General features: G+C 26.3%; 15 protein-coding genes, 1 other RNA gene and 1 riboswitch. Of the genes, 3 read left to right on the forward strand and 13 right to left on the reverse strand.

Features of this window, described 5'->3' with window-relative positions:
* Window positions 1-103: 103 nt before the first annotated feature.
* A riboswitch (glycine riboswitch) is annotated at window positions 104-204 on the reverse strand.
* 133 nt (window positions 205-337) lie between these two features.
* From leuA to tpx, 9 genes are all read right to left on the reverse strand, one after another.
* A complete protein-coding gene (leuA, locus tag QZ321_RS05110) occupies window positions 338-2008 on the reverse strand; it encodes a 2-isopropylmalate synthase (RefSeq protein WP_291743322.1) in 1671 nt (556 codons plus the stop codon).
* Window positions 2009-2070: 62 nt separating this feature from the next.
* On the reverse strand, window positions 2071-2835 hold the full coding sequence (locus QZ321_RS05115; RefSeq protein ID WP_291743318.1) for a potassium channel family protein: 765 nt from the start codon (window positions 2833-2835) through the stop codon (window positions 2071-2073).
* A 126-nt stretch (window positions 2836-2961) separates the two neighbouring features.
* On the reverse strand, window positions 2962-4461 hold the full coding sequence (gene malQ / locus QZ321_RS05120; RefSeq protein WP_291746009.1) for a 4-alpha-glucanotransferase: 1500 nt from the start codon (window positions 4459-4461) through the stop codon (window positions 2962-2964).
* A gap of 57 nt (window positions 4462-4518) precedes the next feature.
* A complete protein-coding gene (locus tag QZ321_RS05125; protein WP_291746012.1) occupies window positions 4519-5547 on the reverse strand; it encodes a LacI family DNA-binding transcriptional regulator in 1029 nt (342 codons plus the stop codon).
* Between the two features lie 388 nt (window positions 5548-5935).
* A complete protein-coding gene (locus tag QZ321_RS05130) occupies window positions 5936-6529 on the reverse strand; it encodes a CdaR family transcriptional regulator (protein WP_291746015.1) in 594 nt (197 codons plus the stop codon).
* A 196-nt stretch (window positions 6530-6725) separates the two neighbouring features.
* On the reverse strand, window positions 6726-7664 hold the full coding sequence (locus QZ321_RS05135) for a helix-turn-helix domain-containing protein (protein ID WP_291744439.1): 939 nt from the start codon (window positions 7662-7664) through the stop codon (window positions 6726-6728).
* A 28-nt stretch (window positions 7665-7692) separates the two neighbouring features.
* Complete coding sequence (ugpC, locus tag QZ321_RS05140; protein ID WP_291746018.1) at window positions 7693-8802, reverse strand: sn-glycerol-3-phosphate ABC transporter ATP-binding protein UgpC; 1110 nt, start codon at window positions 8800-8802, stop codon at window positions 7693-7695.
* Window positions 8803-9018: 216 nt separating this feature from the next.
* Window positions 9019-9543, reverse strand: coding sequence for a hypothetical protein (locus tag QZ321_RS05145; protein ID WP_291746020.1), 525 nt, complete (start codon window positions 9541-9543; stop codon window positions 9019-9021).
* A 23-nt stretch (window positions 9544-9566) separates the two neighbouring features.
* Window positions 9567-10052, reverse strand: a complete 486-nt coding sequence (tpx, locus tag QZ321_RS05150) for a thiol peroxidase (RefSeq protein ID WP_291746023.1) — start codon at window positions 10050-10052, stop codon at window positions 9567-9569.
* 197 nt (window positions 10053-10249) lie between these two features.
* On the opposite strand from tpx, the gene QZ321_RS05155 reads away from it, so the two are divergent.
* The gene (locus QZ321_RS05155; protein WP_291746025.1) at window positions 10250-11800 is read left to right on the forward strand and encodes a ClC family H(+)/Cl(-) exchange transporter; all 1551 of its coding nucleotides are present in this window, start codon (window positions 10250-10252) and stop codon (window positions 11798-11800) included.
* A gap of 115 nt (window positions 11801-11915) precedes the next feature.
* On the opposite strand, the gene QZ321_RS05160 is transcribed toward QZ321_RS05155, so the two are convergent.
* Both QZ321_RS05160 and QZ321_RS05165 read right to left on the reverse strand, forming a co-directional pair.
* Complete coding sequence (locus QZ321_RS05160) at window positions 11916-12773, reverse strand: hypothetical protein (RefSeq protein WP_291746028.1); 858 nt, start codon at window positions 12771-12773, stop codon at window positions 11916-11918.
* Window positions 12774-12860: 87 nt separating this feature from the next.
* Window positions 12861-13520, reverse strand: coding sequence for a VTT domain-containing protein (locus QZ321_RS05165; protein ID WP_291746030.1), 660 nt, complete (start codon window positions 13518-13520; stop codon window positions 12861-12863).
* Between the two features lie 190 nt (window positions 13521-13710).
* Here QZ321_RS05165 and QZ321_RS05170 point away from each other — a divergent pair, with 190 nt between their 5' ends.
* Both QZ321_RS05170 and rnpB read left to right on the forward strand, forming a co-directional pair.
* Complete coding sequence (locus QZ321_RS05170) at window positions 13711-13935, forward strand: hypothetical protein (protein WP_291744032.1); 225 nt, start codon at window positions 13711-13713, stop codon at window positions 13933-13935.
* 44 nt (window positions 13936-13979) lie between these two features.
* Window positions 13980-14345, forward strand: an RNA gene (rnpB, locus tag QZ321_RS05175) — RNase P RNA component class A.
* A 38-nt stretch (window positions 14346-14383) separates the two neighbouring features.
* Here rnpB and QZ321_RS05180 read toward each other — a convergent pair.
* Window positions 14384-15490 carry an ATP-binding protein gene (locus tag QZ321_RS05180; RefSeq protein ID WP_291746032.1) on the reverse strand — a complete coding sequence of 369 codons (1107 nt, stop codon included), beginning with the start codon at window positions 15488-15490 and terminating at the stop codon, window positions 14384-14386.
* Window positions 15480-16175 (reverse strand): response regulator transcription factor, encoded by a 696-nt coding sequence (locus QZ321_RS05185; RefSeq protein WP_291746035.1) that lies wholly within the window; start codon window positions 16173-16175, stop codon window positions 15480-15482. The genes QZ321_RS05180 and QZ321_RS05185 overlap by 11 nt, the downstream gene beginning before the upstream one ends.
* Window positions 16176-16177: the final 2 nt, after the last annotated feature.

Here is a 16177-nt window from a genome sequence, read left to right on the forward strand (position 1 = left end):
TCCCCCTTAAAATTAATTTATAGGAGGAGACTAAAAATAATTATAAGCTTTAAAATTAAGATAAATATATAAAATTATTCATCTTAATTTTTACTATAAATTATTTTTATCCCCTGTCCTTTTACCTGAGAGTTTCAGTTTAACTAAAAATATTAAACCTTGCTCCTTCGGTGCTCTAATATGAGTCTCTCCAGAGGCTCGTCCAGTAACGGTCCTAATACCTGAAAGATTTACTTCTTCGGTGGATTTAAATCACTCTCCCATTACCTTCATCCGAACATATTAAATTATAAAATCATTATATACATTAAATAAAATTAAATCAAATTTTTTTAGTTTATTTTATATTATATAATCTATTTATTGCACTTATTACAGATTTTATAGAAGCACGTGTTATATTCCCATCAACACCAACTCCAAAAGTCTTTTTATCTATGTCATTTCTCTTCATATATACATAAGCCGCTGCTTCTGCTTCTGCTCCTTTACTTAGTGCATGTTCTTTATAGTCCATAATAGATATATTTATTAAATTGCTGTTATATAAAGCTCTTCCTAAAGAATCTATAGGTCCATTACCACTTCCCTCTATATCTACTTCTAAATCATTATATTTAATTCTTGCTTTAATATTCGTAGTTTCATTACTTCCATGATCTACATCAGATATAGACATATTAATTAGTTTAAAAGGCTCTTCTAAATCTAAATATTCACTTTTAAATGCTTCTAATATTTCATTTGGTTGAACTTCGCCCTTAGCTTCTGAAATTTTTTGCACTACCTCTGCAAATTCTTGCTGCATTGCCTTTGGTAACTTATATCCAAAACAATGATCCATTACAAAAGCTACTCCACCTTTTCCTGATTGACTATTTATTCTTACTAAAGGTTCATATTCCCTTCCTAAATCATTTGGATCAACAGGTAAATAAGGTACTTCCCATAACTTTGAGCCTCTTTCTTCATACTTCTTCATACCCTTATTTATAGCATCTTGATGTGAACCTGAAAATGCTGTAAACACTAAATTTCCTGCATATGGATGCCTTACATGAACAGGTATTTTAACACACCTTTCATATATTTCAATTATTTCATTTATATTTTCAAGATTAAGCATTGGATTAACTCCATGTGAAAACATATTATATGCAACAGTAAGCACGTCCACATTTCCTGTTCTTTCTCCATTACCAAATAATGTACCTTCTACTCTATCAGCACCAGCTAAAAGTGCTAATTCTGCATCTGCCACACCTGTTCCCCTATCATTATGCGGATGAACACTTACTATCATTCTATCTCTGTCTTTAAAGTTTTTACACATATACTCTATTTGGTCTGCAAAAACATTTGGTGTATCCATTTGGACTGTTGATGGAAGATTTATTATTATTTTATTATCTTGTGATGCTCCCCAAGCATCTGCAACTGCATCACAAACTTCACGTGCATATTCTACTTCTGTACCTGTAAAGCTTTCCGGTGAATATTCTAAAAATATTTTTCCTTCAAAATCTGAAGCATATTTCTTTACAAGTTTTGTTCCATCTATAGCAATTTGCTTTATTTCTTCTTTACTCATGTTAAAAACAACATCTCTTTGTAATACAGATGTTGAATTATATATATGAACTATAGCTTGTTTTGCACCCTTTAATGATTCAAAAGTCTTTTCTATTAAATGTGGTCTAGCTTGTGTTAATACCTGAACTATAACATCATCTGGAATATAATTTTCATCAATTAATCGTCTTAAAAAATCATACTCTATCTTTGATGCAGATGGAAAACCAACTTCAATTTCCTTAAACCCCAACTTAACTAATAAATTGAAAAACTCTATTTTTTCATCTATATTCATTGGATTTATAAGTGCTTGATTTCCATCTCTTAAATCTACACTACACCATATTGGTGCTTTTTCAATACTCTTATTCGGCCAAGTTCTTTCCTTAAAATTTATAGTTTCAAACCTCTTATACTTATCATAATTTAACATTTACAAAAAGCCCCCCATATTAAATTTAGATAATATTACCATAAAAGTAATTTCAAGTCAATTTATTCCTTTAATGATTTTAATATTCTAGCTATATTATCAATATCTTCAATAGTTAACTCATCATAGTTATCTAGCATACTTTTTACATCCTCCACAACTTTATCCTTATAAGTCTTATTAAATACATTTTTTCCTCCTATTAGTGATAAAGTTAAAGTAGTAGTTATAACCCCAATAATTCCTATTCCTATTATCATTAATAATACTGCAATAGTTCTCCCTAATTGAGTCTTTAATAAAACATCACCATATCCCACAGTTGTAAAAGTTACAAAACTCCACCAAAGAGCATCACCTAATGGCATTCCTTCTACAAGTGAAATTAAAACTGCACCTATTACAATAAATATAGTTGAAATAACCAATAAAAAGTTCAATCTGCTTTTTCTTATTTCATCTTTAACTCTAATTTTAAATTTTATAGAACATATCATAAGCATTATAAATTTAATTGCTTTTATCAAATATGCTGGATTAATTTTGTTTGGTAATACTGTAAATCCTAATAATCTTATATAAAATTTTATTGGGAAAATTGATAACAAATCTATCCAGTTTTTTCTTATAAATTCTCTTTTTCCTTTACTTATTACTAATCTAGTAAAATAATCACCTATAAAAATTAATCTAACTATATTATCTATATAGTAAAAAGTCCACCTAACTTCATTAGGTATATTAATAAATATCTCAATTACTAATATTAATGAAAGCATTAATGCTAATAATCCAATAAAAAAATCATATATACTTTTCTTGCTCATAAAATTATATTCCTTTATAAATATTGTTTAATATATTCATATTTATGTAAGATAATTTTAATATATGAAACACACTAAATGCTTACGCAAAAAAGCTGTTGCTTTTTAGCAACAGCTTTTTTTATTTTATTTACATCTTCCATACATTTTTGTATATTTATAAATCTTATCAGCTAATTCATCTGTATAGCTACCTTCTTTAGCTCTCCATTTCCAGTTAGTACCTAATGTTGATGGAACATTTACCCTAGTTTCATTTCCTAAATTTAAGAAATCTTGCATTAAAGCTACTGATACATCTGATACACTGCTCCATGCTCCTCTAATAAAGCCCCAGTTATATCCTTCTTCTTCAGTTAGAGCTAAATACTCTTTGCAGTAATCTATATCTGACTTGTTTCCAGTTACCTCAAACCATCCTCTAAAAGTATCATTATCATGAGTTCCTGTATATGCGATACAATTATTTATATAAGTATGAGGTAAGTAATTACTTTCTTCTCTAGCGTCAAAAGCAAATTGTAATACCTTCATTCCTGGGAAACCAGTTTCATTTAAGAATTGCATAACTTCATCAGTTAAGAATCCTAAATCTTCAGCTATAACGTTAATTTCACCTAATTCTTCTTTAATAGCATTAAATAATTTAATTCCAGGTCCTTTTACCCATCTACCATTTATAGCAGTTTCTTCACCGTAAGGTATTTCCCAATAGCTTTCAAATCCTCTAAAGTGGTCTATTCTTAAAACATCATAAAGCTTTAAGCTTTCTTTAACTCTCTTTATCCACCACTTATAATGATTCTTTTCCATATAGTTCCAGTCATATAAAGGATTTCCCCATAATTGTCCTGTAGCTGAGAAAGCATCTGGTGGACATCCTGCTACTGAAATTGGTTTTAATGTTTCACTATAAATTAAATAAGCATCTGGATTGCTCCAAACATCAGCACTATCTTCTGCTACATAAATAGGCATATCCCCTATGATTTGTATACCTTTTTCATTTGCAAAAGTTTTTAATGCATTCCATTGTTTAAAGAACATAAATTGAATGAATGACCAAAACTCAATTTCATCAGATAATTCTCTCTTATATCTTTCCATTGCTTCTGGTTTTCTTTTCTTTATGTCTTCATCCCATTCTTGCCAGCTTACAAGATTGAATTTACCTTTAACTGCCATGTATAAAGAATAATCATCTAACCAATCTTTATTTTCTTCATTAAATTTTTCAAATTCTTCTCTTAACTCTAAATTATCTAAATTCTTAAAATTATTATAAGCTCTTCTTAATACATTATATTTAACATCGAATAAAAGCCCGTAATCTATATATTCAACATTATCTCCATAATTTTCATTAAGGTACTCTTCTTCATGTAAAAGACCTTCTTTATTTAAAATATCAAAATCTATAAAATATGGATTTCCAGCAAATGCTGAAAATGATTGATAAGGTGAATCACCATATCCTGTTTGACCAAGCGGTAATATTTGCCAATATTTTAATCCTGATTTTAATAAAAATTCTACATAATCATATGCCTCTTTACCAAAAGTTCCAATTCCAAATTTTCCTGGTAATGATGCAATATGCATTATAACCCCTGCATTTCTTTCCATATCCCTCTGCTCCTTTTATAACAATAAATTTTATTATATATATTAATTAATATTTAACTAAATATTTTTAATTAAATTTAAATCTGCACATGATTCTCGTTCTATTAATTCTGTGTTTAATAAAACATGTTTATTTTCACATTTCTCTTTTAAAAGATCAAATAAAATATTTACGCTCTTTATAGCCATTTCTTCTATTGGCTGTTTTACAGTAGTAATACCAGGATTATAATAACAACTTATGTTCATACCATCAAATCCAACTATTGATATATCTTTTCCAACAGTTAATCCACTATCTGTTACAGCCTTAGCAACACCAATTGCCATAAAGTCAGAAATTGCAAATATAGCTGTAATATCCTTTCGTCTTTTTAAAAAATCTAATGTTACTTCGTAAGCAATTTTACTGTCATAATCTCCTATGATAAGATTATCATTGTTTGGTTCAATATTATTATCCCTTAGTGCTTTAACGTATCCTTTATATCTCCACCAGCTAATACAAAAATCATTTTCTTCACCAATCATTAATGCTATATTTTTATGACCTTTTTTTATTAAATAATTTGTAGCATCATATGCCGATTGTAAATTATTTATCCCAACTGTAGAATATTTATCCTTACCAGTAGGTGATACTGCATTAACAGATGTTAATACAATTGGTACATCAATATTTTTAAAACTATCATCATCTAAATCTATAAAATTGCCTCCTAGGCATATTATTCCTTGCAATCTCTTTTCTTTTACAAATGAAATAATATTTTCAACTTCTTGCTCTAATGCATAATCATTTTGTTGAAGTATCATTGTATACTTATTTTCATTTATTTTACTTCCTATAACATTTATAAGTTCAGAAAAGAATGGATTAAAAACCCCTTTAACTAGCACTCCTATATTTTTAGTATTATGTTGTTTTAATATTCTTGCACTATTATTAGGAACGTAATTACTTTCTTTTATTACATGTAAAACTTTTTCTCTTGTACTTTCTTTAACATCAGGATGATTATTTAATACTCTAGATACAGTACTAACACCTACTCCTGATATTCTTGCAATATCCCTTATATTCATTTATAAAACTCCCTTGAAAAATATCTTAAATAATTATCTGCCATCGTTACCTAATTATTAAACTTATTGTTAAAAGAATAATAAATTCTTTAACATAGTTTTATATTTAAGCTTCCACATAATAGGAAATCATAATAAGTTTTAGTTAAGCCTACTTAGCTATCTTTTATAAAGAATACTAAGCTAGGAATTACATTTCAATACAAGTTAATAAAGTTAACTATTAAGCCTACTTAATTAAAAATACTTTATTTAAAAGTATAGTAGTTTTACGTATTAAACTATAAATTAATTATATCTATATTTATGCAAATTAAAATTTATTTTCCAACCCTGCGGTATCGTTTCCAGCTATAATTGTATCTTATTTTTTAGACTTTTTCAACTATTAAATTATTTTTTTCTTCTTATTATATAAAAATATTATTTTAAAAATCATTGCATTATTAAATTCTCTTATATCATAAGAGGTAATTTTTTGTATTTTATCTAATCTATATATCAAAGTATTTCTGTGAATATACAATTCCTTTGCAGCTTCACTTAAATTTAATCCACATTTAAAAAATACTTCAATAGTTCTAATCATTTCATTATCTAATTTTGATAATGCAAAGTTAAAATCATTAACTCTTTCATCTTTTCTTTTTTCTGCAATAGAATCTATTAATTCTTCTACAGAAAGCCTACTATTTTCAAATATTAGCTCTCTTTTTTCATCTAATAAATTTATAATTGAACTATTCTTTTTAAATATTATATTATCAAGCCTACTTTCTAATAAACATGTTAATAAATTAATATATTCTTCATCCGTTATTAGAGTGTATGTAATCCCTTTATACTCTGTGGTTTTTTTTGTATAATTTTTTTGGATACTAAGTTTTGGAGAAGTATATATACCTATCCTATCTATAATTAATTGAAACTCTATTTTAGATTCGTAATATATATCATTTACAACATGTTCTATAAGACTCACAATATTTCCCCCCAAAAGAATATATTTAAAATAAAAACCTATTGGTATCGTTACCGATTGTTTTTAATTTATTTCTATCAAGATTAACAATGAATCTTGATAGAAATAAAATTCTTAATGTAACTTTTGCTCAAGTGTGTGTATATCATTTCAAAATTTATTATACCTCTATTTGAAAACATTTTCAAGTGTTTTTTCACTTTTTTTCTTTCCAAATAAATAAAATTATTTTTAATAATACAGCTTCGTTAAAATTTCTTATATCATAATTAGTATATTTTTGAATCTTATCTAATCTATATATTAAAGTATTTCGATGAATATACAATTCCTTTGCAGCTTCACTTAAATTTAATCCATATTTAAAAAATACTTCTATAGTTCTAATCATTTCATTATCCAATTTTGATATTCCCTTTTTAAATCTTTCATATATGTCATTTTTCATTTCATCAGATACAGAATCTATTATTCCTTCTAATATAAGTTTATTGCTATCAAATATATTTTCAATAATATTATATTTAATTCCTAAATCAATTTTATAACAAGTATTTTCATAGCTTTTCTTTAAATCTAAATAATTATCAACTTTACAATAACTTATGTAGCATTTTCCTGATATTATACTCTCTATTGTAGCTTTTATACTTTGAACATGCTCTAATGTATCTTCAAATTTACCGATCATAATTATATTTCCATTGTAAAACAATATTTCAATATCAGTATTTAAATAAGGTTGTTTTATAAATAATAATAATTCCTCACTATAATTCTCCATATATATATTAATTAGATTAAAATCTTTTTCTATAATTGGCCACGTTAATCTTATTATCTTGTTGTCTACTTTCTCTCCACTTAATAATAATGAAACTATGCTATTTTTATTTAAATATACATCACTCAACTTTTCTTCTATACAAAATTTTAATAAATCAATTGTAACACCAAGTGTTGTATTTGCTCTAATACAACACTTAGTGTTATTATAACTAAAATATTTTTCTAAGTTATTCTGTACTAATTTAAATTGAGGTGTGGAAAATTCTCCTACATCATTAATTATTAATTGGAATGGTATTTTACAATTGTTGTATATTTCATTTACAAGCTTCTCAATACACTCCATACTCTATCCCCCAATAAATAAATTAGAATTATACAATTCTTATTTGTGTTTCCTTATCAAATACATGTAATTTTTCTGATCTTAAGTAAAGTTTTGCAACTTCACCAATTTTTAATTCAGTTGTTCCTTCAACTCTTACATTCAATGAATCCCTTCCACACTTAGTATAAATATAACTTTCTGCTCCCATAAGCTCTATAACTTCTACATTTCCTTTAACTATGCTATTTGGATTTGCTGCTATAAGTTCTGCATCATCATCTAAATGTTCTGGTCTTATACCTAGTGTAACAGTTTTTCCAATGTATCCTTCTTTAATTAAAGTATTAGCTTTTTCCTTAGGTAACACTATTGCATTATCTCCAAATACTGCAAAAATTTCATTGCCTTCTCTTTCAATTCTACCTTCTAAGAAGTTCATTTGTGGGCTTCCAATAAACCCAGCAACGAAAACATTAGCAGGATAATTGTATATATTTTGTGGTGAATCTACTTGTTGAATAACACCATCTTTCATAACTACAATTCTAGTACCCATAGTCATAGCTTCTACTTGGTCATGTGTTACATATATAAATGTAGTCTGTAATTTTCTATATAACTTTATAATTTCCGTTCTCATTTGTACTCTTAATTTAGCATCTAAATTTGATAAAGGCTCGTCCATCAAGAATACTTTTGGATGTCTAACAATTGCTCTTCCTAAAGCAACCCTTTGTCTTTGTCCTCCTGATAAAGCCTTTGGCTTTCTTTTTAATAAATGTTCAATATCTAATATTTTTGCTGCTTCTCTAACTTTTTCTTCAATTTCAGCCTTTGGAACCTTTCTTAATTTTAATGCAAATGCCATGTTATCAAAAACAGTCATATGAGGATATAAGGCATAGTTTTGGAAAACCATTGCTATATCTCTTTCTTTAGGTTCTACATCATTCACTAGCTTGTCCCCTATATATAGCTCTCCCTTTGAAATATCTTCAAGACCAGCAATCATTCTTAATGTAGTTGACTTACCACATCCTGATGGTCCAACAAATACTATAAATTCTTTATCTTCAATTTCTAAATTAAAATCCTTAACCGCTGTTACGTCACCTTGATATATTTTATAAATATGTTTTAATGATAAATTTGCCATTTTTATTCCTCCCATAAATCGACTTTACTTGATATATTCATTATAACTCTTGTAACTGTTTTCATCCATATATAATACTTACAAATATACCTTTTACTTTTTGTAACATTATCTAACTTGACAATTTATTTCCTTATATTTTTATTATATATTATAAAATTTCTTATGTATTTTATTATTTTCAATTTATTCTATGTATAACTTTAACATATTTTATTACATTTCTTTTTCCATTTGCTTCTTTAACTCTTTTGCAAACTCTTTTTGTTCTTTTCTATCTTCTTTTTCTAATTCTCTTATATCTTTATCTATTTCTTTTGCCATTTTTTTTGCGTCTTTTTCTTCTTGTTTATAATCTTTCTTTTCTTCTTTTAATTGATGTTTTGCTTCACGATTTAATTCTCTATTTTCCTTCTTTAACTCATGATGCTCATGTCTCTCTTCTTTTCTCTCAGCTCTAGCCTCTTTTTTAAACTCATGTTTAGCTTCTCTTTCTTCTCTCTTATGTTCTTTATATTCTTCTTTTAATTCACTAGCTGCAGCTTTGTCCCCATCTTCTTTTAGTTGATGATACAATTCGTGATAAGCTTCTTTTTCAGCTCTCTCTTCTTCTTTTAATTCTTCCTTCATTTGATGTTTTAGTTGATGAGCAAATTTCTTTTCCTCATGTCTTTCATGTCTTTCTTCTTTTCTTTCTTCATGGTGTATTTTCATTTCTTCTATTCTTTCTTTTATACTCATATTAACACCTCTTAAAATAAAATTTATCTTATTGCATTCAAAGCACTTTCATAATCTGGTTCACTAGAAATTTCCTTACAATATTCCACATACTTAATCTTATTATTTTCATCAATAATAAAAATAGCACGTGCTAATAAACAAAGTTCTTCTATTAAAACACCGTATTTCTTACCAAAACTTTTTTGTTTATAATCTGAAACTGTTTTAACTTTATCTATTCCCGCATTTCCACACCATCTTGTTTGAGCAAATGGTAAATCCATTGATATAACATATACTGTAACATCTTTAAGATTAGTAGCTTCTTTATTAAATTTTCTAACTTCAGTATCACATACTGGGGTATCTATGGATGGTACAGTTAAAAATATTCTTAGACCTGATGTTTCCTTTAAAGTGATATCATTTAAATCATTATCAACTACTAAAAAGTCTGGTGCATCATCTCCAACTTTAAGAGTTTCACCGACAAGTGTAACAGGATTACCTTTAAAAGTTATTTTCATTATACTCCCTCCTTTGCATTTTTTTAATTTAAATATCTGAGTTTGCTTAGATGCTACATTAATATATTTCCCCACATTATTAATTTTTAATTATCTAAATTATTTGCTGATATATCATTTTTTATTATGATTATTAAATATATTTACTTTTCTAGTTATTATAAAAAAGCTATACTATTAATTGAGGTGATAGCAAAATGAAAAACTTTGATGTAATTACTGATACAGAACAAAATAACTTAAAATTAGTTTTAAAAAGTTTATTAGTTGGTATAATAACATCATTTATAGTTATAATATATCGCTTTGCATTATCATACGCCGAAGATTTTGCTTTTTTTATTTATAACTATATTAAACGTAATATTTATCTTATTCCTATTTGGTTTATTATTTTAATTATTTTTGCCTTTATAATTGGAAAACTTATAGATAAAGAACCTTATATAAGTGGTAGTGGTATACCTCAAGTTAAAGGAATAATGGGTGGATATTTAAAAAATAGACCTTTTTCTATACTAATTAATAAATTTATAGGCGGAACTTTATCAATTATTTCAGGATTATCTTTAGGTCGAGAAGGTCCATCTGTTCAACTTGGAGCTTGCATGGGTGATATAATGAGTAAAAAACTTAAAAGCACAAGATTGGAAAGAAGATTGTTAATTAGTAGTGGTGCTACTGCTGGATTAGCAGCTGCATTTAATGCGCCATTATCTGGAGTATTATTTTCATTAGAAGAAATATACAAATATTTTTCTCCTTTAGTTTTATTATCAACAATAACTTCTGCTATAGTTTCTGACTTTGTTTCTAAACATTTTTTTGGACTTGAACCAGTATTCCATTTTGCCGATACAATTCCAATTCCTTTAGAAAATTATTGGCTTTTATTAATTTTGGGTATTTTATTAGGTGTATTTGGTGCTTTTTATAATTGGTTTACATTAAAAACACAAAATTTATATAATAAATTAAAATGTTCAACCTCCGTTAAATTAATGATTCCATTTTTATTGGCTGGAATAATAGGATTATTATTTCCCGTTGTTTTATGTGGGGGGCATGCAGTTTTAGAAGAGCTTAACCTTAACACAACTCTAACTCTTTTATTAGTAATATTAATAGCTAAGTTTTTATTTTCAATAATAAGCTTTGGTTCTGGTGCTCCCGGTGGAATATTTTTTCCTCTTCTTATAATAGGAGGAACATTTGGTGCTGTATTTGGATATATTTCAATAAATTATCTTGGAATTAATGCTGAACTTTTTAATAATTTTATAATATTATCTATGGCTGGGTACTTTACTGCAATAGTTCGTGCACCAATAACAGGAATAATATTAATAACTGAAATGACAGGCTCATTTACACATTTATTATCTCTTACAATAGTTTCCATAATAGCATATATAGTTGCTGATTTCCTAAAAAGTGCTCCTATATATGATTCATTACTTGAAAATCTTTTACTTAAAAATAACATTAATGATTACCATAGTCATAGTAATAAAAAGCTTATTATAACTAATGTAGTTCATTTTGGATCTAAAATAGAAAATACTCCTTTAAGTTCTATTAAACTACCTGAAAATACTCTTATTGTATCAATTAAACGTGGGGAGGATACTATAGTTCCAAAAGGTAATACAGTAATTAAAGCTGGAGATACAATACTTACTATGACAGATTTAAAAGATGAATGGAAAGTTAGAGAACTTATAGATTCATTAACCACAATAGAGTAATCTTTTATAAAAATGGTTTATTCTATATGTTATTTCTAAAAATTTTATATAATTAAAATTAGTTGTATTATATTGAACTAAAAATTTTCAATATAATACAACTGCTTCTTTAATTTTATATTCCAAATATAGGTCCAGTAATATTTCTCTCGTAACGTTCCATAAAACTTACTAATATATAAATACCACCTACTATCCCAAAAATGTTGCCTACATTTATTGATACACTAGGTTGTAATAAATTCTTAAATTGTGTTTTACCATATTTTTTATATAATTCATCATATCTAGTAAAAGCTAAATTAGCAAGTATTACTCTTGATAATAAATAAAAAATAGATGATTGAATTGCAGGAATATCTGGATTTAATTTTCTTTTTTTATTAGCTTTATATTTTTCAGAAACTAGCTGTATACTTTCTAAAATTGCTATATATGCAAGATAATCTGCATAAAACTTTATATTTATAGCATATAACTGCGAAATCATTAATGATAACTCTTTATTAGAATCTATGGAAATATCCTTAATATTATTTAAATTATAATTTCCTAAAAAACCAATATAAATAAAGAAGTATGTTAATACTTGAAATTCATCTCCTATAGTTATATCTAATTCTGGTTTTAATAAACGTTCTTTTTTTCCATCTATATTTTTTTTGCACAGATAATTATATCTTGATATATCAACATTTACCAATATTAATTTTGATATTAATTCTAAATAACCAGCTTCAACTGCTTTAATTTCTCCAATCTTCTTTTCATAATAATCTTTACTTAGTATATATTTAATTGCATTAATAGTTGACTCATAAAATATTATATCTGATATTGTAAATAGATAAGTTGATATTAGTGAACTATTAAGTAATGATAATTCTTTTATATCTTCTTCACTTAACTTAAATTTTTCTTCTTTTTCATATTCAAATCTATTATTTTTTTTAAATGATTTATTATGTCCCACATACCCTCTCCTTATCTTATGTTTATACTTCATTATATACTTATTCAATTATTCGTGAAACTTAATTAGTTTAATATTTTACTTTTTCTAAATTGTACTTACTTTTTTTCTTTTTAAGTTATTCCATAATTTTATAGATAATATTCCACTAATAATTAGTGTAATTATTATAAATATAGTGTTCATATTTGAATCTTGAAAGCTTTCTCCTAAATTACTATATAAAAATAATGCAGGTATATTAGCTATAATAAAAACTACTAAAAATCTACTGAATTTCATTCCAACATATGAAGATAAAAACACAATTGCATCAGTAGGTGCAACTGGACATAAAACTCCTATTCCTAATATTTTATAATTATATTTTTCTATTAAATCTATAATATCTTTATACTTGTTTTCTAATTTATTTCTAAAACCACTTAATAATTTACTTTTAGCAAGTAAAAACACTAAAATATCACTTAAAACTATTCCTATCATAGATAATAAAAATGCTTTGCTTGGATCAAAGATTAAGCCACCTAATATCATTAATGTAACTCCTGGTATAAATAAAATTAATCTTAAATACCACAAGCTTATAAATATTAATTCTGAAAATTTTTTACTCTCAATAATTCTTTGCATTTTTTCTATACTAAAATCTAATGCTACTTTATCTTTAAATAAAAATATAGTAGCTACCATAAAAGTTAATATAAAAATTATTGCAACACCATAAAATATCTTCTTGTTTTTCACTTTTATATTCAACTCCTAATAAACTTTATAAATTTAATTGTAATCTAAAAAAATGCACTTTTTATGGAATTTATATTAACTTTTTATTAATATTATAAATCAATAAAGCTCAACATATATGAAACTTTTATTTCTTTATTATAATAATTAGGCATATATTATAATAATAACAATCGCTGGAGTTGAAATAATGTCTAAGAAAACTGACTGGGGAAAGGTAATTAAGGAAACTGTAGATCAAATAATCTGTGCAATTAAAACACCTTCTGCTAAACCTAAACAACCAAATTGCCCAAACCCTAAAGCTAGAATTTGTATTTTAATACTTATGGGAATAACATTATTATTTTCAGGTATAGGTATATATAGTTGGATAATAATTGTAATGTTATTTTTAATCTTAACTTTTGTATAAAATTTATTTGTAATATTTAATAATATATGTTATCATAAGTCGTGCGAGTGATACATGCAATCGCTGCTAGCTTTAAAGCTAGGAGAGGAAAGTCGGAGCTCCATAGGGCAGGGTGCTGGTTAACGGCCAGTCAAGGCGACTTGAAGGATAGTGCAACAGAGATATACCGCCAGAAGTTTTTTAAACTGAATTCACTTTTGTGACTGGTAAGGGTGGAAAGGCGAGGTAAGAGCTCACCAGCATGGTGGTGACATCATGGCTATGTAAACCCCACCTGGAGCAAGACCGAGTAATGGCATTATGGGATTGCCCGTCCCGCCATGTGGTGTGTCGCTTGAGCTTATTGGCAACAATAAGCCTAGATAGATGATTGCTTAATACAGAACTCCGCTTACGGATCATCTCGCATTATGAAAAACACTAGGTTAATGCCTAGTGTTTTTCTTTTTTATTCTATAATTGGTAGCTTAATTTCAAATATAGTTTTTTCAGTATCACTATAAGCAAATATACTTCCACTATGTAACTCTATAATGTTTTTAGTAATAGCTAACCCTAATCCTGAGCCACCTATATTACTATTTCTTGATTTTTCAACTCTATAAAATCTATCAAAAATATGAGGTAAATCAATTGATGGTATTGGGTCTCCATAATTAATTATTTGAACAACAGCCCTGTCTTCTTCCCTCTTTGTAATTATATCTACAAAATATCCATCACTTCCATACTTAATTGCATTGCTTAATAAATTTTCAAAAGCTCTAACTAACTTTTCACCATCTGCATTTATAATTAACTTTTCTTGTGAAAATTTTATTCTAGATTTCATTTTAGAAGTTTTAAATTGATACTCAAAATATGCAATTATCTGCCCTAATAAATCAACTAAATTTATTTTACTTTTATTTATGCTTATACTATCATTTTGTAATTTTGTAAGCTCAAATAAATCATTTATAAGTAAGTTTAAGCTTTTAGATTTTTCATATGCAATATTTACATAATACCTTAATTCTAATTCATCCTTATATTTATCAGAATCAATAAATTCTAAATATCCTAATATAGAAGTTAAAGGAGTTCTTAAATCATGTGAAACATTAGTTATTAAGTCATTCTTTGTTTTTTGAGCTCTTCTCTCTTCTATAGTTAAATTTTTAAGTGCAGTAGATAACTTATTAATATTTTCACTTAGTTCCTTAATTTCACCATCAGCCTTAGGTTTAATAACTCTATCTAAATCACCATTTGCCATAATTTCTGTTTCTTTAATAATTTCAACTAATCCATTTTTATCTCTATAAGATAAAATAACATACCAAATAAAAAATAAAGAAAATCCAATTGCTATAAAAATAATATCACCAAACAATGTTCCCTTTATTTGTCTCCAATAATACCACATCAAATTTATTATCTTTATACTATAATATCTATAGCAATAATCTAATGCAACTTTTATTATAAATAGGCTTATGCCCATTAAAACTAAAGCTATTATCATTTTTAACATTTCCTTTAAATAATATATAATTAATCTATTATTTTTCAATTTTATATCCTACTCCCCATACTGTATGAATTATTTTTTCTCCACTTGTATGAGCCTCTAATTTGTCCCGTATTCTACTCATATGAACCATAACAGTATTATTTGATTGAAAATATATTTCTCTCCAAACCTTTTTAAATATTTCTTCAGCACTAAAAACTTTACCTCTATTAGTGGCTAAAAGATATAATATATCAAATTCCCTTGCAGTTAAATTAATCTCTTCATTATTAACCTTAACTATATGCTTATTTTTATCAATTATAATAGAACCTACATGTATAACATCATCATCTATTTTTTTAAATTGAGAATTTAAAAAATAAGTTCTTCTAAGTAAGGCTCTTATTCTAACAATAAGTTCTAATGAATTAAATGGCTTACATAAGTAATCATCTGCACCAGTCATAATTCCTTGTATTCTATCTATATCTTCAACCTTTGCACTTAACATAAGAATTGGAATATTATATTTTTCTCTAACTCTTCTACATACCTCAAGTCCATATATATCTGGCATCATCACATCAAGAACCATTAAATTAATTTCCTCATTATCTATAATTTCTAAGGCCTCCTTACCACATCCAGCCTTAAATACATTAAATCCTTCATTTATAAGGTTTATATTTAATAACTCTCTTATTTCTTTTTCATCATCTACTACTAAAATATTATTATTCATAT

The organism is uncultured Clostridium sp. (assembly GCF_910588715.1).
Lineage (GTDB): Bacteria > Bacillota > Clostridia > Clostridiales > Clostridiaceae > Clostridium.